This window comes from Glaciimonas sp. GNP009 (genome assembly GCF_054343755.1).
Map to the genome: position 1 here is coordinate 4,984,841 of NZ_JBTGUV010000004.1, position 19,458 is coordinate 5,004,298.

Genomic DNA, 19,458 nt, shown 5'->3' on the forward strand with positions numbered 1-19,458 from the left:
ATCAGAATCCGTAGCTAAGGTTAGTCGGCGTGAAGGTCGCAGATGCACGGCGCGCCGAGTGGCACTGCATGTTAACGGCGACCGGGTTCATCGTGATGTGGGTCGCTGCCAATTCGATATGGACCGCGAATGCGGTGGCGTCGCCCCCAAGTCCTTGCGGTCCGACACCGAGGGCATTGACCGCCGCCGACAATTGACGCTCAAGCAGCGCGCCATCGGGGTCGGCGCAGGATGTCCCCAGTTCCCGGGTCGAAGCACGTTTTGCGAGCGCCATGCACAACTCTGATGTGCCACCGATACCGACACCCACTATCGTCGGCGGACAGGTCTTGCCACCGGCAGCGAGCACGCAATCGATGGTAAATTGCTTGATGGCATTAATCCCCTCGGCCGGGATCGCCATTTTCAGAAACGAATTGTTTTCCGAGCCGCTGCCCTTGGGGATCATCAGGATTTTTAATACATCCGGCGTATTGGTGAAATCGATGCTGATTGCCGGGATTTCGATACCGCAGGACGTGTGTTCGTTCTTGCGCGTCAGCGGATGCACTACCGAAGAACGCAACGGGTGTTCGCGGGTTGCCCGTTCGCAGCCACGGCGGATAGCCTGTTTCAGGGCGAAGCCATCGACCTCGACGCCGCTGCCGATGATGACCTTGTAGATCGGCACGCCAGTGTCCTGGCACAGCAAGTTATTATTGTCTTCGGCGACCCGGATGTTGGTCACCATGGTGCCGAGAATGCGTTGGGCCACTGGCGCTGTCTCGCGCCGGACCAGTTGGGCCAGGCCTTCTTTGATATCAGGTGGCAGGATCTTCAGCGCCCGGATATAGAGTTCCTTGGCGGCATCTTCCACCAGCTGCAAGTCGATTTTCATGATGCGATTTCCTTGTTCGTTGATTTAAGGTGGTCGCCGGCTGCGACTGTTACCAAAGCAGCGCCATTGCAAAGGCAAGGCCGGTGGCGATAGCAACACCGACGGCGCCAGCGATCCAGTTCTTGCGCGGACCCGACCACGTGCCGAATTCGATCAGCAGCAAGCGCACGCCACCCATCATATGCAGCGACAGCAGTACCACCAATCCCCACTCTCCGAGCTTGAACAGCGGCCGGTCGGCAAAGCGAAGAAAGCCTTCCAGCGCCACTTCACCGTGAATTGCCTGGCCCAGCGCCCAGAAATGCAGCGGCAAGAACAACGCCAGCGCCAGACCCGAAATCCGGTGTACGAGGAAGGCCCAATAGCCAGGATGGGCACGCGCCCGATAATCGTTGCGGCGGCTCATGGAAAGGTAACTCCCGCGACCGCGCGCAGGCCCAACAACAGTATCAACAGCCCGGCTACAAAAAACAGGATGCGGGCGCCGCGATTACTCCAGCCCCACCACTCTTCGGCAATGTTGGCCACACCGATCGGCACATGCACGGCACAAGCCAGCACGAAGGTGGCATAAAAGATACCGAAGCCCCAGTTGCCACGCGTGCGTGCCAGGATCTCGATAGCGCTCAGGCCACCGCGCACCGCATAGATGATCACGCCGATATGCACCACCACGCACAGTGCCAGCACCATCGCGCTGATGCGCTGAAAGTACCAGCCCCGGGCTTGGCGCACGACGTTACTGGTCATAGCTTGCCGCGCAAAGCGGCCCTCGCTGTTAACAGCTTCAGGCCGGAGATACCGGCGGTCGGCGCAATCTGTTTCGGACAGCGCTGGGTACAAGACCCCTGGGTATGGCAGGAATGACAGCCGCCATCTCCGGCAACGGCCTGCAAACGCGCATCCTGCTGCGTGTCACGCACGTCGTTGGCCAAAGTCCAGGCGCGGTTCAGTGCGGCGGGGCCAAGAAAGGCCGGGCGCCAGGTCACCACGTCGCAAGAGGCGTAGCAAACACCACAACCGATGCATTCGATGCCGGCATTGGCGGCCAGGCGCGCCTTGGACGCCGGGTCAACGTTGGCGAATGGATCATGGCGAGTGGTTGAACCCTTGAACTGGCCTCTGGCACTGGCCCACTTATCAAAAAATTGCGTCATGTCCGTGGCCAGATCCTTGATCACCGGCAGGTTCGACAGCGGCGCGATTTCCAGCACATCGTCGACGGCTACCTTGGACACGTGGGTGCGGCAAGTCCAACGCGCCACACCGTTGACTGTCATAGCGCACGAGCCGCACATGCCAACCCGGCAAGAGAAGCGGTAACTGAGGGTATGGTCAAGCTGGCGCTGGATGAACGTCACCACATCCAGCACGGTCTGGCTCTCGCGCCGCGGTACATCATAGGTCTTGAAACTACCCTTTTCCTTGCCGCGCCAGACTTTTACTTTCAAGCTGTTTGTCATGATGTCACCTGGTTTCTGCCTGCAATTGATATGCGGCGACCGGCCAGCCCATTCCTTCACGTGGCAACCGGATCATTGTATGAAATTTGGTCAGGCCCACGCCGCGTACGCCAACGGCGGCCAGCGTGCGCTTTGCGCTTCAGCTTCCTGGCAAATTGTGCACATTCGGGAAGAACATTTCTTTCCACGACGATGGCTTGACCTTGATCATGCCAATGCGCTGCATGAACTCGGCATATTTCATCGAATTCTTTGGTGTCGTGGTGAATTCGATGTTCGGATCGTTCAACATTTTTTCAATGAAAGCGACCGATTCCTTCGTCTTGGCAGCCTTGACGTAGAACTCGGCAGCGGCCTGCTTGTCCTTGTTGATCAGCGCAATCGCGGAGTCGAAAGCACGCAGAAAGGCGGCATAGGTTTTCGGATTAGCGGTGACGAACCTGGTGCTGGCCCAGACCACGTTGAACGTATGCGGCCCGCCTGTCACGTCGTAAGAGTTGAGGACGGTATGCATCCCTGGCTTTTCCAGCTCGACGTACTGGAACGGCGGTGCCGTGAAGTGACTATTGATCGGGCTACCACCGCCTAGCATGGCCAGCATCCCGTCCGGGTGCGATTGCGTGACGGTGAGGGCATCCAGACGATTGGCCTGTCCGACTCCAAATTCTTTTTCCGCTGCCATCTGTAGCGTAATCGCCTGTATCGACACTTTTACGGCTGGCAACGCGATCTTGTCCTTCTCAGTGAAATCCTTCAGGCTCTTGATGTCGGGATTGTTTGTGTTTAGCAGCAATGGCATCGAATTCATCGCGCCGATGGCCTTGACGCCAATGTTGTTTCTGGTTTTGGCCCATAGCGTGATGAACGGTCCAAGGCCCCCGGAAGCAAACTGCAAGTCACCCGACAGCAATGCATCGTTCATCACGTTACCGCCAGCAAACTTGGCCCAGGTGACCTTGACGTCGCCAAGGCCCGCCGCTTTGGTTTCCTTCTCGAGCAGCTTGTTTTCCTGCATGATCATCAGCGGCAGGTAACTGATGCCGTATTGCTGGGCGATGGCGACTTCACTGACTTCTGCCAGCGCGCTGGTGAGTGAACCCAACGTAAGTACCGTGCCTAGTAAGACCGGCAAGCCGAATTTTTGTCGAAATTTCAAGATGTCTCCTCTTTTTATGGAAGGGGACCGCGCACTTTGTGCGTCGGGGTCGTACAGTGCGCGCAATAACAGATATCACCGCCCAGATATCACTGCGCCAATTCGTCTAGTTGGATGCTAAAGCAGCAGCGCCAGCCCGGACAATAGAAATAGCAGCAATATCAACTTTCTAAATCCATTTTCGCTCACATGATGAAACAGCCGCAGTCCCAGCCAGGTGCCGACCATCAGCGCAGGCAGGCACAATAGAACGTTGCGTGCAGTGCTGGCATTCAATTCACCTGCCGAGCCCATCCATGCCAGCGTCATGAGATGCACGATCAGAACGTATGACTGGAACACGCCGCGCTGATCGCCCTTGCTCCAGCCACGCAAGCCGCACCACAAGGTCGGAAAAATGCCGTTCAGGCTGGTTGCGCCACCCATGAAGCCACCCAGCATGCCGATCGCACCGTCAGCCACCTGTCCACTATATGCACCGAGCCGCACCACCGGCATGACAGGCCTGGAAAACATGTATAGGCTGTACGCCACCAATACCACGCCCACCGCCTGCCGCACAACATGGCCATCGAGTCGGTGCAATGCCGCCACGCCGATCGGCACACCAATCATGGCCCCGGCCAGAAACGGCCAGAGCAACCGGAGCCGCACCATGCCGCGCAGACGCCACACCAACGCCGCATTGACCAGCATCGAACAGATAACTACCAGTGGCACCACCTGGGACGGTGCCAGCACATGCAGCCAGATCGCCGATGCAATCAATCCGAACGCAAAGCCACTGCTTCCCGACACCATTGCAGCGAGAACTGCACCAGAGAGGATCACACCAACTTCATACGCCATCTGGCCCGCTCCGCATTAACATTGAGATCTAATGTAGGACCATTATTCATCAATGTCAACTATATGACATGTATCATTTAAAATAAAATGGTATCATTCGGCGACGAGATACGGCCTCGTCAGAATGGCATTGCCTTCCATGGAACCGTCCGCCGTTCATTCACACATCAGAACTGACCATCCCACCATGCTCGAACTCGATCCCTCATCCACGCTCGGCACCACACTTTACGAAGAGGTCAAGCGGCAGATGCTGCACGCCTTATGTGCTGGCGAATGGAAACCAGGGGAAGTGATCCCTGCCGAAAAACGCCTGTGCGAGCGCTTCCGCGTATCAATCGGCACCCTGCGCAAGGCAATCGACGATCTTGTCGCAGACAATATTCTGGTACGACATCAGGGACGCGGCACATTCGTGGCGTTGCACAATCGCGAGCAACAATCGTTCCGGTTTTTTAATTTTGTCGCTCATGACGGCCACAAGACTTCTCCGAAAGTGGAGCTATTGTCCTTCACCAGAAAAAAAGTAAGTAAGATCGCCGCCGATATGCTCGGCTTGCCCGGTACGTCAAAGGTTATTGCATTCACGAATTTGCTGAGCCTCGATGGTCGACCGGTGGTCATCGACGACATCATCCTGCCCGAAGTTCTTTTCGTACGCATGAGCGAAGATCAGGTGCGCAACCGGGCCAACACCCTGTACCACCTGTATCAGGCCAGCTTTGGTCTGAACGTGATCCGAACTGAAGAACGCTTGCGTGCAGCCAGCGCCACCGAAGCACAGGCCCGTATACTCGGCATTTCTACGGGCGCTCCGTTGCTGGAATTGCGGCGCGTTGCTTATTCTTATAACGATCAGCCCATCGAATGGCGAGTGTCACATGTTAACTCCGAACGGCACGAATATTTGGTGCCAAAAAGTCGCTAAATCCGCCTGCCAGGGATTTTTAAAATGGCACGGACTCTTGCTCAGCACCATGATGTAAAAGTTCAGGGAATCGTAGACCTCGGCAAATTCATCTATAGTTTTCTACCCCTACTCATCGGTAGTAGTAGCATTTTGTAGACCAATTTACCCTTACAATAAAGAGTCCAGTTAACACCGGAGGCAGCCTAAGCAAGATGTTAAAACGCGTTGTCAGTGATGACAAGATCGATTTTCGGCTGAGTTGGGAGATCGACATTTTGCTTAGAAGTTGTTTAGAGTCATTCAATAAACCAAGTTCGCTCCGAAATCGGGCGTCTGCCCTGCCTGAACTGCACTCTTCCACTTGTCGAGACGCCCGTCTTCCAACTTCCAGAATTTGCGGCAGAGTTCGAAGTATTTAAGCACAACCTCACGCTCACCTTTTTTTATCAAATCTGAAGCAAGACTAACGTTGGGACCAAAAGTGTCGAGTTGAGGAGAGCCTGGCGTCTGTCCGGCCAACAAAAGGTAGCGTTTAGCATCAGCAATTCGATCTTGTTTGACTGCAATTCTACCCAGCACCAGGTTTATATCCTGAACCGCATTTCCATAGTTCCAATTGTTCTTAAGTTGTGGAAGTAACGTGTTCTGTTCCTCGGCAGATTGCTTTGCCTCATCAAGGCGTCCTTTTTTAAAGTATTTTTTAGCGTCGTCACCGAGCTTATAAAAGCGCTCTTCCGTAATCGGCGACAATTCCGGAAGACCCTCCCGAGAAGGCAGAAAAGGTATCGCGTCAGGCTTGTCTAAGAGCTTTGAAATCTTGCCACTATCATCGGTTATAAATCCGGCTTTAACTAAGAACCGGAGGTTCTTCGCGGCTTGATCGAGATCGCCAGTTTCAATGACTTTTAGTATAAGGTTGCCTTCGAACTTTGATCTCTCCAATTCTCGCGTTGATTGCACCTGTAAGAGTGCACCGATCGCAGACGCAACCATGCCTGCCACCGCAACTAAGATAGTTGTCGCACTAGGCGACCACTTTGTCTTCATGTCAGGTGCCTTCTGAGTGGCGAGCTGATCTCGCTTGAGCGCTATCTCAATTTCTCGAATCCTCATGTCTGCTTCCAACTTACGCTCTTCTAATAAAGGCGAAGATTCTTGGATATTCTCAAGTTGAGTGGACATATTTGCTCTCTTCAAGGAGGCGAGGTGCAATGCAGATCATGTAGAAGTCACTTTTAGAGTTAGATGTGTACTCTTCTACTGTACTTCGGATCATTAGGTAAGTATCGTTACGGTAACAATTAGGATGCTTGCATTAAAGAGCCGTCACGGCGCTTCCAACCGACACTGTAAAACCACTCGGCCAGATGCCGGTAGTTGTTGTCGTCCCTGATAGACAAGTGTTCTATTGTTGAAATAACGCCAAAAACCGGAAGCATTTATTGAGCGACGCACTGCGCCTGAATGGATTATTCTGCCGGGCTCACATTGTGGCTTGGGCGGCAACCCAGCTTGTCAATCCGCAGTTCCGCAAAGCGCGCCAGCATGTGGGATGACGTCAATGCAAACCGCAGCAAGGTTTCTGTATCAGCAATATTCAGCATGGGTGTCGTATCAGTATCTCTGTCCATATTGCTGAAATGGGCCAGATCAATGCAGGTTTGTATGCCTTGGCAGACATCCTTGGTCAATGCATAAAATTCTGCGGCTTCTTCATTTTTGTGATGTTCAGGCAGCCATGAAAACGGCTGATGGAGAGATTCTGGTGATGTTGGCGATGTGTATCTGGTTCTGGTCGGCTTGCTCATGATTGACCTACCAGTTTGATGGAAATAATGCGGGACTTAATGATGGTAAAACGAGGTGGGATAGGCAGGATGGTACTCAGCATTGTTGGTTCCTTTTTTGCGGTTGAACCGCGCACCGCTACTAAGTAGGGTGGGCAGCAAATAGCAGGGTTAGCAGACTGGTAAAGCAAGCAAAAATCCAGCAAGCCCGAAGGCTTCCCCGCCACCGCCGCCCAGAGAGGACGTACGACGACAGAAGCACATAAAAATACGGCATGACGCCGTTTGTGCGCTTAACTTTAATCAGGCTGCTAAACCAGTTCCTCTTTTTCTCGAGGGCGAACTGAGTATAGAACATTATTGCAATTCCTGGAAACCCTTAAACAAGCGATCGCTATCGAAGCCTGTCGGTATTGATCGCGCGCCAACACTCAAGACCGAACACCGCCGCTGGTTTTATCAGCCAGCAGCGCAATGAAAAGGATCGCCATCCGCACCAGCAACACCACGCCCAGCCCGATTAGCCCATACGATGTGCTCAAATGCCGTCCGGGCTTGGGAATGGACAGTCTGCTCAAATTCGTTGCTCTGCTCGTCGTCCAGTTTAAACACGCTGACTACTTGCGCCAGATTGCCCGCCTGGTCTTGCAGCGATTCGGCCTCAGCCGCCGCTTTTTCTACCAATGCTGCATTGCGCTGCGTCACTGTGTCCATCTCAGCGATGGCTTGGTTGATCTGTCCGATTCCGACTTCCTGATCCCGGGTGGCGACATCAATCTCTGCCATCACCTCGGACACGCGCTGAACGCTGGCCACGATTTCGTCCATGGTGGCGCCGGCCTGATTGACCAGCTTGCTGCCCGCCTCCACCCTTCCTACCGAATCCTCGATCAGGGACTTGATTTCCTTTGCAGCGATGGTGGAACGCTGGGCGAGAATACGCACCTCGGCAGCGACGACGGCAAATCCGCGACCATGATCACCGGCACGCGCCGCTTCCACGGCAGCATTCAGCGCCAAGATATTTGTTTGGAATGCGATTGCTTCGATAACGCCGGTGATGTCGCCAATCTTCCTGGCCGACTCATTAATCGACGCCATCGTCACAACCGTTTGCGATACCACTTGGCCACCCTTGACCGCAACATCCGAAGCAAACGCAGCCAGGCGATTGGCCTGCCGTGCGTGATTGCCGTTTTGCTTGACGGTGGAAGTCAGTTCCTCCATGGAGGCTGCAGTTTGTTCCAGTGCACTGGCCTGCCGCTCGGTACGGGATGACAGATCACGATTGCCGACGGCGATTTCCCGTGACGCGACATCAATGGCCTCCGCGCCCGCCCGCACTTTGGCGACCTTACCAGCGAGCACTTGATTCATCTCGCGTAGCGCGGACAACAGCTGCCCGATTTCATCCTTGCGATCAAAATCAATGGTTGCACGCAAATCGCCTTGCGCCACTTTTGTCGCGAGCTGAACCGCTTGCTTGAGCGGCTCCACAATACTGCGGGTCAGCAGCCAAGCCAGCAATACACCCGAGGCAAGTGCCAGAGCGCCCAGCCCGGCCAGCAATGCGCGATTGATCTGGAATTGGCGAGCCGATTCCAGGGCCAGCGATTCCGCCTGCTTTTTCTGATGCGCGACAAGTGCATGAACCGCGTCGATATAAGCCTTAAAGGTAGATGCCATTTTCGAATCAACCAATTGCTCTACCTCCATCGTCCTGCCCCCCGCTTTCAATTTAAATACTTCGTCGCGCACAAGCTGGTACGTTTTGCGTTGCTTACCCATCGATGCCAACAATGCCTGCTCTGGCGCATCATGCGGTACCGCTCGCAGCTTGTACTCAACATCGGCGACCAATTTCTCGCCCATGGTCGTGCGATTTTGAAAGTATTCAGCAACTTCGAGGCTATCACTTTTGGCAATCAGCACCGCCCGCTCGCCATTGAGCTGAACGGCAGCGAGCAAGTCAGCCGCCAGTTGCTGTTTGGCCAGCTTGTCGTGCACGAGGTATTCAGTCATGTCGTTGGCTGACTGCAAACGCCAAAGCGCAATCGTCGTCATCGACGCCATCACCGCCAACACAAGTACAAAAGAGAAAATGACCCGAGAGCCGGTAGACAGGTTGGAAAATTTGGGAAATCTCATTTTGTAGGGGACTTTGCGTGAAATGCCGAAAGAAATAACTCGGGCATTATATAAAGCCATTGTTACTGCACTATTACCTATTGCAGACTTACGGAAAAATATTTCCTAGGCGGCAAAAAAAGCTAGCTACAAAACGTATGTTAAATCAGTACATTGTCGCGCATGACATCGAAGTCCCCGACCCGACTGAATTACTGCCAGGACCTGCCGGTAAGCCAGCTCAAACATACTATCGCGGACTACACGGACCACACGCGTAACGATCCAGCGTCTTTTGAGATCGCCAAAGACAGCTGGACGCATCCAACTTATCTGCCTTTAGAGTCGGCAGATATACAGGAAGGCCGCGGCGCGTGGTTGCGATACAAGAAGCAGTGAAGTCCTGAAATAGCGCGCTTGAAGTAGCGGTTCCTTCCGCTCAGAAAACCAATTAATTTCGAACTGAAATCAATGGTTCATGCGGGGTGAATGGGATAACTTACCTGCTTGGTAATCACAACTGCGACATCTTTTGAGATATCGCAGTTGTCTTGATGTCAAACATTCTTATTGATGAGAATGTGGAATCAACGCACTCGGTATCTCGCGACTATCCAGTCCGCCAGATGCCAGCCAAAGCCGCGTTGCATTGGCCGCCCTATCGATCAATGCGCCTGACTGGCTGTAATCATAAGGTGACACGTCTAGTGGGCATAGCGGAGCGACCACTGCAATGGCTGCGTGCGATGACCAACGCTCCAAATCGACCAACAGTTGCCGCGCGACAAGCAGGTTGAGGGCACGCATGGCGTGCTCAAGCGCTCCTCTGGGCGGACGCCGTTCGGCACAGGTAAAGCCGGTGGATAACACAATCACGCGGGTCGCGCCCAAGCGAATCGCGGTAGAAATAGGTGTATTGTTAGCAACACCGCCGTCAATTAGTAACTGTCCCGCCACCAATACAGGTGGGAATACGCCCGGGATAGCTGTACTTGCCAATACCGCATCGACCACAGAGCCGGAGGAAAGTACAACCTCGCTACCGGTCGTCATATCGGTGGCCACCACATAGACCGGCAAACCGCTATTCTCAAGACGTGTTTCACCGAATTGAAGATGCAAAAACGCGCGCAGTTTTGCAGAACTGATCAGATGCGACCCTTTTGTGCCGAATATACCTAATGCGCCAAGTATTGAGAGAATCGACCACGGCATAATATGCTCTCGACGCGTACCGCGCCACAACAACTCCAGCGCCAGCGCCCCAGCCATATGTGGCTGAAAAGCAAAAAAAACGCTATTAATCGCACCCGCCGAAGCACCTACCAACAAATCCGGAGCGACGCCTGAAGCGATCAGTTCGCGCAGCATGCCTGCCTCGATAGCACCGAGACTTCCTCCACCGGCGAATACAAATGCGGTCTTTTCCATCGCAGCAACCTTCGCGTCTTTATGTTGAGCGAGCCAGTCATTAAATCTGCAAATTGGTGGAAAACTTCGCTAGAACATATTAATGATCCTAGCATTCACCACAGCGTACCCTAGCCTTTGATCGAAGTAAATCTGCAAACAAAACAGCATAGAAAAATCAATGGACTATCGTAATGGCCTTCTTACAGCAGAAATACGGAGCATTTTCTTTTGTTTCAATTTAAATTCAGGCCGGGTCTCAATTTCATGGTGTTAAAGAGCCTTCACGGCGCTTCGAACCGACACTGTAAAACCACTCGGCAAGATACCGGTAGTTGTCGTCGTCCCTGAGGGACAAGTGTTCTATGTTTCATATGGTAACTTTTCAGTAACAAAGTTCAGGTCTCACATGGCCAGCATTTTATGTGCCATTAATGTGAAGTTGCCCTTTAATGGCCACTCCTGCATGGCAAGCCCAAAATAGGATATCGTAGCGCCTCATTTAACAAAGTATCATCGAAGGAGTTGCAATTGGATCTGTCGCACGCAGTGTGGATCGCTCACGATACCCGCCTTATCATCTGTTGCGTTGTGGCGATAGGTGCCATTATTCTACTCATCAGCGCGACCAAATTACCGCCTTTTTTGTCGATCCTTGTCGGCACTTTTATTGCTGGACTTGGGGCGGGCTTGCCGCCTGAAATGGTAGCCAAAGCGTTTAGCAAAGGCGCAGGTGGCATTTTGGGTGAGGCCGGCATTATCATTGCGCTTGGCGCCATGCTTGGTGCTTTGATGGCTGTTTCGGGTGCTGCGGATCGCATCGCTACGACGCTGTTAAGCAAGGCCAGCGGGCGCGCCCTTCCCTGGGTTATGGCGGCGGTTGCCATGGTTATCGGTCTGCCGTTATTTTTTGAGGTTGGCCTTGTGATGATGGTGCCGATCATTTTTGTAATTGCGCGCCGCTCCGGTCAACCATTGCTGAAAATTGCTATCCCGGCATTAGCCGGTATGACGACGCTGCATGCACTCATGCCGCCACACCCCGGTCCACTTATTGCCGTTAGCGCTCTGCATGCCGATCTCGGTCTGACGATGATGCTAGGGTTTATTATTGCTGTACCTGCGGTGATTTTGGCTGGGCCGCTGTATGGAATCTGGCTATCGCGCCGTATGCCGATTGAACTGCCTGCTACCGTAGGGGCCGTGTACAGCGCAAAAGAAACGCAAAACAAGCAACCAAGTTTTGCGCTGTCACTGCTGATCATTTTGTTACCTGTGATTCTGATGCTTGGAAGCACGCTGGCAAAAGTGGCGATGTCACCGGAAAGCCAACTGGCTTTGCTGCTGAAGTTTCTGGGTGAACCGCTGGTCGCGCTTGGATTAGCCGTATTGGCGGCTGTGATTTTTCTGGGTTGGGGAAGCGGCTTGCCGCGTGAGCGGGTCGGTGACTTGTTACGTAAAAGCCTTGCCCCGATTGCCGTGCTGTTGCTGACTATCGGTGCTGGTGGCGGACTTAAACAGACCTTGCTGGATGCGGGCATGAGCACGACGATCAGCAAAGCGGCTGAGGTCGCGCATCTGCCTTATATTCTTCTCGCATGGCTGATTGCCGTGGCACTGCGGCAGGCGACTGGCTCCGCAACTGTGGCGACCACCACCACCGCCGGTATTTTAGCCCCGCTGGCCATGGGCATGTCGGCGACGGAAGGTTCTTTGATCGCGCTTTCTATTGGTGCTGGTTCGGTATTTTTCTGCCACGTTAATGATGCCGGATTCTGGATGGTGAAAGAATTTTTTGGCCTGGAACTCAAGCAGACACTGTGGGTCTGGTCGGTGTTGCAGACGATTGTGTCGGTAGTTGGATTAGCTGGAACACTATTGCTTTGGCAGCTTTTGCATTGAGTATTGCTATAGCGCTGAACCTGGCGCTGATTCATTACATTGGTTCGGCATCGCGAAGGTGGTTCTTTCGAGAAATACTGAAGAGTTAGCCGAATTCATGTATCTAAAATATCCACCCAAATAACCACCCAAATCCCCGATCAGCAACGTTGATTGGGGATCTAAAAAGATCCAATGCTGCCACGCTCTTACGATTGTGCACGCACTAGCAGATTGATTTTGGCCGCCGCCGCCAGCAATGCGGGAAGGCAGTTCTCTAATAACTGGGTCGGACTTGGATTGTTTGCCTGTCCACTGATATTAATCGCAGCCACGACGCGCCCGTTACGATCAACAATCGGTGCCGCCATTGACACCAGGCCGGGCTCCAATTCCTCCCTGACCAGACTCCATCCCTGAATGCGAACCTGCTCGATCGTCTCCTCCAGACGCTTTGGTTCGATAATGGTGTTTGGGGTATGCTGCGCCAGTATCATTCTGTGCAAGCGATCACGCAATGTCGCTGGTGGCAAGCCAGCCAATAAGACCCGCCCCAACGACGTGCAGTAAGCTGGCAACCGACTGCCAACGCCAAGGTGAATCGACATGATTTTGTGGGCAGGTACTCGCAAAATATAGACAATTTCGTCGCCATCCAACACGGCGGCTGAACAGGATTGTCGCAGGCTTTCTACGAGGTCTTCCATCACCGGTTGGGCCTGCGTCCATACCGGTAATGATGATAAATAAGCAAACCCGAGTTCTAATACTTTAGGTGTTAAACGGAACAAGCGCCCTTCTGCGGCGACGTAACCGAGATGCAATAAAGTCAGCAAAATTCGACGCGCTCCCGCACGCGTCAGGTCAGCGCGTTCGGCGACTTCCGTTAGCGTTTGAGAAGGCGCATCTGCGCCAAAACTTCGTAACACAGACAGGCCACGGGCAAATGACTGCACATAACTATCGCCGGGCTTTGGAATGGCAGACGACGGATGATGGGAGTCCGGTAACTCTGGTTCTTCTTGAAGAGGGAATGGCACACTATCCGACATGTTTATGCTCTTTCAAATTTCTTAATAACAATTGGATAACTTCTACCCGCTTCCCAAACGCTGAAAGTGTAAATGGATGGCGCCGAATTAATTAACAAAAAACAATTAAATAATGCGCTAACAAATATTGACAACGCAGCGGTCCCTGTCTATTCTTATCCCATAAGTTCTAAATGCGAATATTTGTTCATTATAAGAACTTTAAACGATATTTCAACCTAATGTTCGTATAAAAACCATGATTAACAAAATAATTCCTTCTGTGACAGAAGCGCTGGCAAATATTCATGATGGTGCAACGATCATGATCGGTGGCTTTGGCGGTGCTGGACAACCTGCTGAATTGATCGATGGTCTGATTGCGCACGGCGCAAAAGATTTAGTGATCGTCAATAACAATGCCGGTAACGGTGAAACTGGTTTGGCCGCCCTGCTCAAGGCTGGTCAGGTGCGCAAAATCATTTGCTCTTTCCCGCGACAAGCGGACTCGCATATCTTCGACGGTCTATATCGCTCCGGGAAGTTGGAGCTCGAACTTGTCCCGCAAGGTAATCTTGCCGAGCGCATTCGTGCTGCCGGTGCTGGTATCGGCGCGTTCTTTACACCAACCGGTTTTGGCACGCAATTGGCGGAGGGCAAAGAAACCCGGGAAATCGACGGTCGCATGTATGTGCTGGAAAGCCCGATTCATGCCGATTTTGCGTTGATCAAAGCCGAATCTGGTGACCGTTGGGGCAATCTGACGTATCGCAAAACAGCCCGTAATTTTGGCCCGATCATGGCAAGCGCAGCCAAGGTGACGATTGCATCGGTACATCAAATTGTCGATTTGGGCAGTCTTGATCCAGAAGCAGTCATCACGCCCGGCCTCTACGTGCAACGCATCGTTTTAGTGCCGCGTACCGCTACGGGACCGGCTGGTCTTAAAGCTGCATAGTGGACATGTGATAAAGACGCTGACGTATGCGAACGATTGGGCAACGCGGTCAACTTGGCGATTATGCCGTTAACCGCTTCCTGGTTGCAGATCAATATGCTTACCAAGCGCCATAAATGATAAGAGTACAAGTCAGCCTTAGTACAAAATAAGCGAGAAAAATATGAGCAAGTGGACAAGAGAACAAATGGCGCGACGCGTTGCGCAGGATATCCCGGATGGCGCTGTGGTCAATCTTGGTATCGGATTGCCGACCATGGTGGCGAATCATTTGCCGAGTGATCGGGAAGTGATTCTGCATAGTGAAAATGGCGTGATTGGCATGGGCCCTGCGCCCGCGGAGGGTGAAGAGGACTACGATCTTATCAATGCGGGTAAACAGCCTGTGACATTGTTGGCGGGCGGATGTTATTTTCACCACGCCGATAGTTTTGCGATGATGCGGGGCGGCCATTTGGATGTCTGTGTATTGGGTGCGTTTCAGGTATCTGTCGGTGGTGATCTGGCAAATTGGCATACCGGCGCACCGGACGCCATTCCGGCAGTCGGCGGCGCGATGGATCTTGCGATTGGTGCAAAGAAAACTTACGTCATGATGGAACATATGACGAAATCAGGCGAAAGCAAACTGGTATCAGCTTGCACGTATCCGTTAACCGGCGTCGCTTGTGTCAGCCGCATCTACACCGATCTGGCCGTCATCAATCTGGATGCAGATGGTGCCAAAGTGATCGAAATCGTTGAAGGAATGACGTTCGATGCGTTGCAAAAGGTGACGGCTGTTCCACTGATTAACTTGGCTGGCTGAGTCATCGAATAAAGCTAATCTGCATATCTGCTGTGCTTACCAAAGGTGGCACAGAGCTCAAAATAATAATCATTAATCAACGGAGAGTGTCATGTCCCATGCTTTTATTTGCGATGCCCAACGCACGCCCTTTGGCCGTTACGGCGGTGCTTTGTCTGGTATCCGCGCTGATGATCTAGGCGCAATTCCTATCCGCGCCTTGATAGCCCGCAATCCGCAAGTTGACTGGCACGCCGTGGCTGATGTGATCTACGGTTGCGCCAATCAGGCTGGTGAAGACAACCGCAATGTTGCGCGCATGTCGGCATTGCTGGCTGGCTTGCCGGTTGATGTACCGGGCGCTACCATCAACCGTTTGTGCGGTTCAGGTATTGATGCTATCGGCACTGCAGCGCGTGCAATTAAGAGCGGTGAAGCGGGATTGATGATTGCCGGTGGCGTGGAAAGTATGAGTCGTGCGCCGTTTGTCATGGGCAAGGCTGAAAGCGCATTTTCCCGTGCTGCAAAGATTGAGGATACGACGATCGGCTGGCGCTTTATCAATGCACTGATGAAAGCCCAATACGGCGTCGATACCATGCCAGAGACGGCTGAAAATGTGGCGGCGGAATACGGTATCAGTCGCGCTGACCAGGACAAAATGGCCCTCTCAAGCCAGATGAAAGCAATCGCCGCGCAACAAGCAGGCGTTTTCGATAGTGAGATTGCACCGGTGACGATCACGCCAAAAAAAGGCGAACCCATCGTCATTAGCAAGGATGAACATCCGCGTGCTACGTCACTTGAGGCATTGGCAAAACTCAAACCCATCGTCAAGGCTGACGGTACAGTAACAGCGGGGAATGCATCCGGCGTGAACGACGGTGCGTGCGCCTTGCTGTTGGCTAATGAGAGCGCAGCGTCACAGTACGGATTAGTGCCTAAAGCGCGTATTGTTGGTATGGCGACCGCAGGCGTGACGCCACGGGTAATGGGTATTGGACCATTTCCTGCCACGTTAAAAGTATTGGAGTTGACCGGTCTGCGCCTGGATCAGTTTGATGTCATCGAACTCAACGAAGCGTTTGCAGCACAAGGGTTGGCCGTGCTCAGACAGTTGGGCTTGCAGGATGACGACCCGCGTGTGAATCCAAACGGTGGCGCTATAGCACTCGGTCATCCATTGGGGGCGTCCGGCGCACGTCTGGTAATGACTGCGGTAAATCAGTTGCAACGTACTGGCGGACGATATGCACTGTGTACGATGTGTATCGGAGTCGGACAAGGGATTGCGATTGTGCTTGAGCGGGTATAATTTTTTCTGGTGTCGTTTTAAACTACTTTTGAAAGTAATTTAAAACAGGCTTTGGAACGCCTAAAAAAGTGCCAGATCGGCGTATGAGACAAGTTCAAATCTTGATTGGTATATTAAGGAGGCGGTTTGATTTCTCATGTTTTTGTTGGGGTGAATGACTTTCCCGCTGCGCTGGTTTTTTATTCAGCGGTCACGCGCGAGCTTGGACTGATTTTGAAGTTCAGCGAGCCCGACAAATCATGGGCTGGTTGGGTTGCGCCAGATGCGCCTCGTCCCATTTTTGTCATCGGCAAACCCTATGATGGCAATACCGCGACCGCTGGAAACGGGCAGATGATCGCCCTCCTCGCTCCTACGCGTGCGGCTGTGGATCGCACCTACGCCAAGGCGTTATCCCTTGGTGGACGCTGTGATGGACCGCCCGGTTTGCGGCCGCATTATCACCCTGATTATTACGGCGCTTATTTTTCTGATATCGATGGAAATAAGTTGTGTGTTTGCTGTCACGACCCTATTCCGGCATAGCAATCATTAGAACAATTGCAGACACTGTATAAATAAGCGCAAGTAAAATTACAACAATAATTGCGATAAATTATCTATTCATTAGATATTCAATTAAACTATAAAAAATGACATTTTCATTCTTATAATTTTTATTAAATATCTATTCATATGTTATTCAATAACAAAAAAGAACAGATAACGGCGCTGCGCCAACTTCTTGCTAAGGAACCGACTGATGCGAAGACGCTTTCTTCCGCACTTGGTATCAGCCAGCCGACGTTTTCACGGTTGTGGCCGACCGCTGGCAACGACATTCTTGCAATCGGCGCTGCACGGGCGACCATGTACGGGCTGGCACGTACCATTCGTGATGTTGGCCCGTCGCTGCCTATTTTTCGTATCGATGCCGATGGACATCCTGAAGACTTCGCGCAACTCACCGTTTTATCAGGTCATTGGTACGCGTACCAATTTACAGGCAACAAAAGCGTCTTTACCTGCGAAGGATTGCCGTATTTCCTACAGGATAGTCGGCCACAAGGTTTTTTGGGGCGCATGGCACCGCGCGAAAACGCTGACTTGCATCTGCCAGAAGACATTCTGGAATGGACGGATGACGACGCACTGTATTATTTAGCCCGACGCGGCGAAGATAATATGGGCGATCTTGTCGTTGGTAATGAATCCTACCGCCGCTTCCTGGGGGACAATTCGGATACGCAAAGCAATCTGCTTGCAGAGGCTGACCGCGACACGCGCTATCCTGAATTAGCAGAACGTGCATTAAAAGGTGAGGCTGTTGGCTCATCTGCGGGAGGCGAGCAACCCAAATTCACTACCGCTATTGTACGCGGCACGGATGATTCACCGTCGGCGGTGATCGTCAAATTTTCTCCCGACATTCGCACGGCCGGTGGTCGACGTTGGGGCGATCTGCTGATTGCCGAACATCTGGCGATCGCGATGTTGCGCGAAAATGGCATACCGGCTGCCGCTTCCAGCATTTTAGTTGCTGGCAATCGCGTGTTTCTGGAGTCTGTCCGCTTTGATCGTATCGGCACGGCTGGACGAACGCCGATGATATCGTTGTCGGGGTTGATCGGTGAAACGGGAGCCGCTGAAAAAACCTGGTCATTTGTCGCGACGATGCTCGCTAATCGGAAAAAGTTATCTCAGGCTGACTTGATCGTGATCCAGTTACTGGACGTCTACGGCGCGTTAATTGGTAATACTGATCGTCATCCGGGTAATCTCTCTTTGTCCTGGACGGTGGAGGGATTTTTTGCCTTGAGGCCATGTTACGACATGCTGCCGATGATGTATCGGCCAAATGCACAAGGCGAAGTGATAGAACGCACATTCACTTTATCCGGTTTGGATCGCCTCGACTTACGTCAGTTGCCGGTTGCGGCGAACCTTGCTAATCAATTTTGGAATAAGGTGTGCAACGATCACCGTATCTCAGATGACTTCAAACGCATCGCTGGTCTGCATATGGCGGCTATGGCGATTGCCGCTCCCGAAACAAGGATGTGACTTTGGTGGAGTGTTGAGATGAGTTGCTAAGAATATTGCGCCAAAGATTGATCGAAATGATCAACCAGGTCGGAAGCCACCGTGTTCATCGCGCACCGCACCACATCTCCGATGACAATAATACTGGGACTGCCGAGTTGCGCGGCTGCCAATGCAGCCGGTAACTCGCCCAACGTGGTAATGAGTTGCGATTGCGCGTCCATGGTAGCCGACTGAATCACCGCTACCGGAGTCGATGCGGCCTTGCCACCAGCCATCAGCGCAGCTTGTATTTCATTGCAGCGGGCCACGCCCATGTATATCACCAGCGTCAGGCTGGTTTGGGCCAGTAACGCCCAATCCGGATTGGATTCGGGCGTTTTGCCGTGACCGGTTATGAAGATCGCGCCTTGGCTCCAGTCACGATGGGTGAGTGGTACGCCAATTGAGGACGGCGCTGCCAAACCGCTACTAATGCCATTGATTACATCGACAGCAATCCCAGCCGCCATGAGATGGTCACGCTCCTCTCCGCCGCGGCCAAACATAAAGGGATCGCCACCTTTTAGCCTGACGACGCATTGCCCGGCTTGTGCCTCGGCAATCATCAAGCGCTCGATAAAAGCTTGCGGCGTGGATTTGCACCCACCACGCTTGCCGACATGCACGATCCTGGCATCAGACTTAGCATGCTCGAGTATGGCGGGATTGACCAGATCATCGACCAAAATCACATCGGCGCTGGCAATTGCTTTGACTGCTTTTAAAGTCAGCAAATCAGGATCGCCGGGACCGGCACCGACCAAAAAGACTTTTGCGAGGTTCATCATGGGGCAGTTATATCGAATGGGTAAACTTAACACTAAGCAAGCATTGTTCCAGCAA

The 19,458-nt window shown here is 52.7% G+C and carries 20 protein-coding genes; 8 read left to right on the plus strand and 12 right to left on the minus strand.

The annotated features are described in order from the left end of the window. Position 1: 1 nt before the first annotated feature. The 6 genes from ACXX82_RS22945 to ACXX82_RS22970 all read right to left on the minus strand — a co-directional run bounded on the left by ACXX82_RS22945 (position 2) and on the right by ACXX82_RS22970 (position 4,345). Positions 2 to 877 carry a fumarate hydratase gene (locus ACXX82_RS22945; RefSeq protein ID WP_458563768.1) on the minus strand — a complete coding sequence of 292 codons (876 nt, stop codon included), beginning with the start codon at positions 875 to 877 and terminating at the stop codon, positions 2 to 4. Positions 878 to 926: 49 nt separating this feature from the next. Then, positions 927 to 1,283, minus strand: coding sequence for a succinate dehydrogenase, cytochrome b556 subunit (gene sdhC, locus ACXX82_RS22950; protein WP_322238694.1), 357 nt, complete (start codon positions 1,281 to 1,283; stop codon positions 927 to 929). After that, complete coding sequence (locus ACXX82_RS22955) at positions 1,280 to 1,627, minus strand: succinate dehydrogenase (RefSeq protein WP_458563769.1); 348 nt, start codon at positions 1,625 to 1,627, stop codon at positions 1,280 to 1,282. The genes sdhC and ACXX82_RS22955 overlap by 4 nt, the downstream gene beginning before the upstream one ends. Then, entirely contained in the window at positions 1,624 to 2,340 is a 717-nt protein-coding gene (locus ACXX82_RS22960; protein ID WP_322238697.1) for a succinate dehydrogenase/fumarate reductase iron-sulfur subunit, read from the minus strand. Before ACXX82_RS22960 ends, ACXX82_RS22955 begins: the two co-directional genes overlap by 4 nt. Positions 2,341 to 2,479: 139 nt before the next feature. Next, on the minus strand, positions 2,480 to 3,496 hold the full coding sequence (locus ACXX82_RS22965; protein WP_458563770.1) for an ABC transporter substrate-binding protein: 1,017 nt from the start codon (positions 3,494 to 3,496) through the stop codon (positions 2,480 to 2,482). A gap of 117 nt (positions 3,497 to 3,613) precedes the next feature. Next, on the minus strand, positions 3,614 to 4,345 hold the full coding sequence (locus tag ACXX82_RS22970) for a sulfite exporter TauE/SafE family protein (RefSeq protein WP_458563771.1): 732 nt from the start codon (positions 4,343 to 4,345) through the stop codon (positions 3,614 to 3,616). A gap of 187 nt (positions 4,346 to 4,532) precedes the next feature. On the opposite strand from ACXX82_RS22970, the gene ACXX82_RS22975 reads away from it, so the two are divergent. Then, a complete protein-coding gene (locus ACXX82_RS22975) occupies positions 4,533 to 5,273 on the plus strand; it encodes a GntR family transcriptional regulator (RefSeq protein WP_322240671.1) in 741 nt (246 codons plus the stop codon). A 282-nt stretch (positions 5,274 to 5,555) separates the two neighbouring features. Here the strand turns inward: ACXX82_RS22975 and ACXX82_RS22980 are convergent, their stop codons facing one another. From ACXX82_RS22980 to ACXX82_RS22990, 3 genes are all read right to left on the minus strand, one after another. Continuing rightward, complete coding sequence (locus ACXX82_RS22980) at positions 5,556 to 6,437, minus strand: hypothetical protein (protein WP_458563772.1); 882 nt, start codon at positions 6,435 to 6,437, stop codon at positions 5,556 to 5,558. A gap of 287 nt (positions 6,438 to 6,724) precedes the next feature. After that, positions 6,725 to 7,063, minus strand: coding sequence for a hypothetical protein (locus ACXX82_RS22985; RefSeq protein WP_323507077.1), 339 nt, complete (start codon positions 7,061 to 7,063; stop codon positions 6,725 to 6,727). 438 nt (positions 7,064 to 7,501) lie between these two features. Then, positions 7,502 to 9,190 carry a methyl-accepting chemotaxis protein gene (locus ACXX82_RS22990; protein WP_458563773.1) on the minus strand — a complete coding sequence of 563 codons (1,689 nt, stop codon included), beginning with the start codon at positions 9,188 to 9,190 and terminating at the stop codon, positions 7,502 to 7,504. Between the two features lie 162 nt (positions 9,191 to 9,352). Between ACXX82_RS22990 and ACXX82_RS22995 the strand changes: the two genes are divergently transcribed. Further along, positions 9,353 to 9,568, plus strand: coding sequence for a hypothetical protein (locus ACXX82_RS22995; protein WP_323507079.1), 216 nt, complete (start codon positions 9,353 to 9,355; stop codon positions 9,566 to 9,568). A gap of 168 nt (positions 9,569 to 9,736) precedes the next feature. Here ACXX82_RS22995 and ACXX82_RS23000 read toward each other — a convergent pair whose 3' ends face one another. Continuing rightward, entirely contained in the window at positions 9,737 to 10,600 is an 864-nt protein-coding gene (locus ACXX82_RS23000; RefSeq protein WP_458563774.1) for a patatin-like phospholipase family protein, read from the minus strand. Positions 10,601 to 11,104: 504 nt separating this feature from the next. Between ACXX82_RS23000 and ACXX82_RS23005 the strand changes: the two genes are divergently transcribed. After that, positions 11,105 to 12,481 (plus strand): GntT/GntP/DsdX family permease, encoded by a 1,377-nt coding sequence (locus ACXX82_RS23005; RefSeq protein WP_323507080.1) that lies wholly within the window; start codon positions 11,105 to 11,107, stop codon positions 12,479 to 12,481. Between the two features lie 188 nt (positions 12,482 to 12,669). Here the strand turns inward: ACXX82_RS23005 and ACXX82_RS23010 are convergent, their stop codons facing one another. Then, a complete protein-coding gene (locus ACXX82_RS23010; protein ID WP_323507081.1) occupies positions 12,670 to 13,512 on the minus strand; it encodes an IclR family transcriptional regulator domain-containing protein in 843 nt (280 codons plus the stop codon). Between the two features lie 238 nt (positions 13,513 to 13,750). On the opposite strand from ACXX82_RS23010, the gene ACXX82_RS23015 reads away from it, so the two are divergent. From ACXX82_RS23015 to yjjJ, 5 genes are all read left to right on the plus strand, one after another. After that, positions 13,751 to 14,449, plus strand: coding sequence for a 3-oxoacid CoA-transferase subunit A (locus ACXX82_RS23015; RefSeq protein WP_322238717.1), 699 nt, complete (start codon positions 13,751 to 13,753; stop codon positions 14,447 to 14,449). 163 nt (positions 14,450 to 14,612) lie between these two features. Beyond that, a complete protein-coding gene (locus ACXX82_RS23020) occupies positions 14,613 to 15,257 on the plus strand; it encodes a 3-oxoacid CoA-transferase subunit B (RefSeq protein WP_458563775.1) in 645 nt (214 codons plus the stop codon). Positions 15,258 to 15,348: 91 nt separating this feature from the next. Continuing rightward, positions 15,349 to 16,551 carry a 3-oxoadipyl-CoA thiolase gene (gene pcaF / locus ACXX82_RS23025; protein ID WP_323507082.1) on the plus strand — a complete coding sequence of 401 codons (1,203 nt, stop codon included), beginning with the start codon at positions 15,349 to 15,351 and terminating at the stop codon, positions 16,549 to 16,551. Between the two features lie 126 nt (positions 16,552 to 16,677). Beyond that, entirely contained in the window at positions 16,678 to 17,076 is a 399-nt protein-coding gene (locus tag ACXX82_RS23030; RefSeq protein ID WP_322238723.1) for a VOC family protein, read from the plus strand. 150 nt (positions 17,077 to 17,226) lie between these two features. Continuing rightward, a complete protein-coding gene (yjjJ, locus tag ACXX82_RS23035; protein WP_458563776.1) occupies positions 17,227 to 18,594 on the plus strand; it encodes a type II toxin-antitoxin system HipA family toxin YjjJ in 1,368 nt (455 codons plus the stop codon). Positions 18,595 to 18,620: 26 nt separating this feature from the next. Here yjjJ and cobA read toward each other — a convergent pair whose 3' ends face one another. Continuing rightward, positions 18,621 to 19,403 carry a uroporphyrinogen-III C-methyltransferase gene (gene cobA, locus ACXX82_RS23040; RefSeq protein WP_458563777.1) on the minus strand — a complete coding sequence of 261 codons (783 nt, stop codon included), beginning with the start codon at positions 19,401 to 19,403 and terminating at the stop codon, positions 18,621 to 18,623. Positions 19,404 to 19,458 lie beyond the last annotated feature (55 nt).

Bases quoted from the DNA above. Each gene is read 5' to 3' on its own strand.
- ACXX82_RS22945 (WP_458563768.1), bottom strand. From the start codon at position 877: ATGAAAATCGACTTGCAGCTGGTGGAAGATGCCGCCAAGGAACTCTAT.
- sdhC (WP_322238694.1), bottom strand. From the start codon at position 1,283: ATGAGCCGCCGCAACGATTATCGGGCGCGTGCCCATCCTGGCTATTGG.
- ACXX82_RS22955 (WP_458563769.1), bottom strand. From the start codon at position 1,627: ATGACCAGTAACGTCGTGCGCCAAGCCCGGGGCTGGTACTTTCAGCGC.
- ACXX82_RS22960 (WP_322238697.1), bottom strand. From the start codon at position 2,340: ATGACAAACAGCTTGAAAGTAAAAGTCTGGCGCGGCAAGGAAAAGGGT.
- ACXX82_RS22970 (WP_458563771.1), bottom strand. From the start codon at position 4,345: ATGGCGTATGAAGTTGGTGTGATCCTCTCTGGTGCAGTTCTCGCTGCA.
- ACXX82_RS22975 (WP_322240671.1), top strand. From the start codon at position 4,533: ATGCTCGAACTCGATCCCTCATCCACGCTCGGCACCACACTTTACGAA.
- ACXX82_RS22980 (WP_458563772.1), bottom strand. From the start codon at position 6,437: ATGTCCACTCAACTTGAGAATATCCAAGAATCTTCGCCTTTATTAGAA.
- ACXX82_RS22985 (WP_323507077.1), bottom strand. From the start codon at position 7,063: ATGAGCAAGCCGACCAGAACCAGATACACATCGCCAACATCACCAGAA.
- ACXX82_RS22990 (WP_458563773.1), bottom strand. From the start codon at position 9,190: ATGAGATTTCCCAAATTTTCCAACCTGTCTACCGGCTCTCGGGTCATT.
- ACXX82_RS22995 (WP_323507079.1), top strand. From the start codon at position 9,353: ATGACATCGAAGTCCCCGACCCGACTGAATTACTGCCAGGACCTGCCG.
- ACXX82_RS23000 (WP_458563774.1), bottom strand. From the start codon at position 10,600: ATGGAAAAGACCGCATTTGTATTCGCCGGTGGAGGAAGTCTCGGTGCT.
- ACXX82_RS23010 (WP_323507081.1), bottom strand. From the start codon at position 13,512: ATGTCGGATAGTGTGCCATTCCCTCTTCAAGAAGAACCAGAGTTACCG.
- ACXX82_RS23015 (WP_322238717.1), top strand. From the start codon at position 13,751: ATGATTAACAAAATAATTCCTTCTGTGACAGAAGCGCTGGCAAATATT.
- ACXX82_RS23020 (WP_458563775.1), top strand. From the start codon at position 14,613: ATGAGCAAGTGGACAAGAGAACAAATGGCGCGACGCGTTGCGCAGGAT.
- pcaF (WP_323507082.1), top strand. From the start codon at position 15,349: ATGTCCCATGCTTTTATTTGCGATGCCCAACGCACGCCCTTTGGCCGT.
- yjjJ (WP_458563776.1), top strand. From the start codon at position 17,227: ATGTTATTCAATAACAAAAAAGAACAGATAACGGCGCTGCGCCAACTT.
- cobA (WP_458563777.1), bottom strand. From the start codon at position 19,403: ATGATGAACCTCGCAAAAGTCTTTTTGGTCGGTGCCGGTCCCGGCGAT.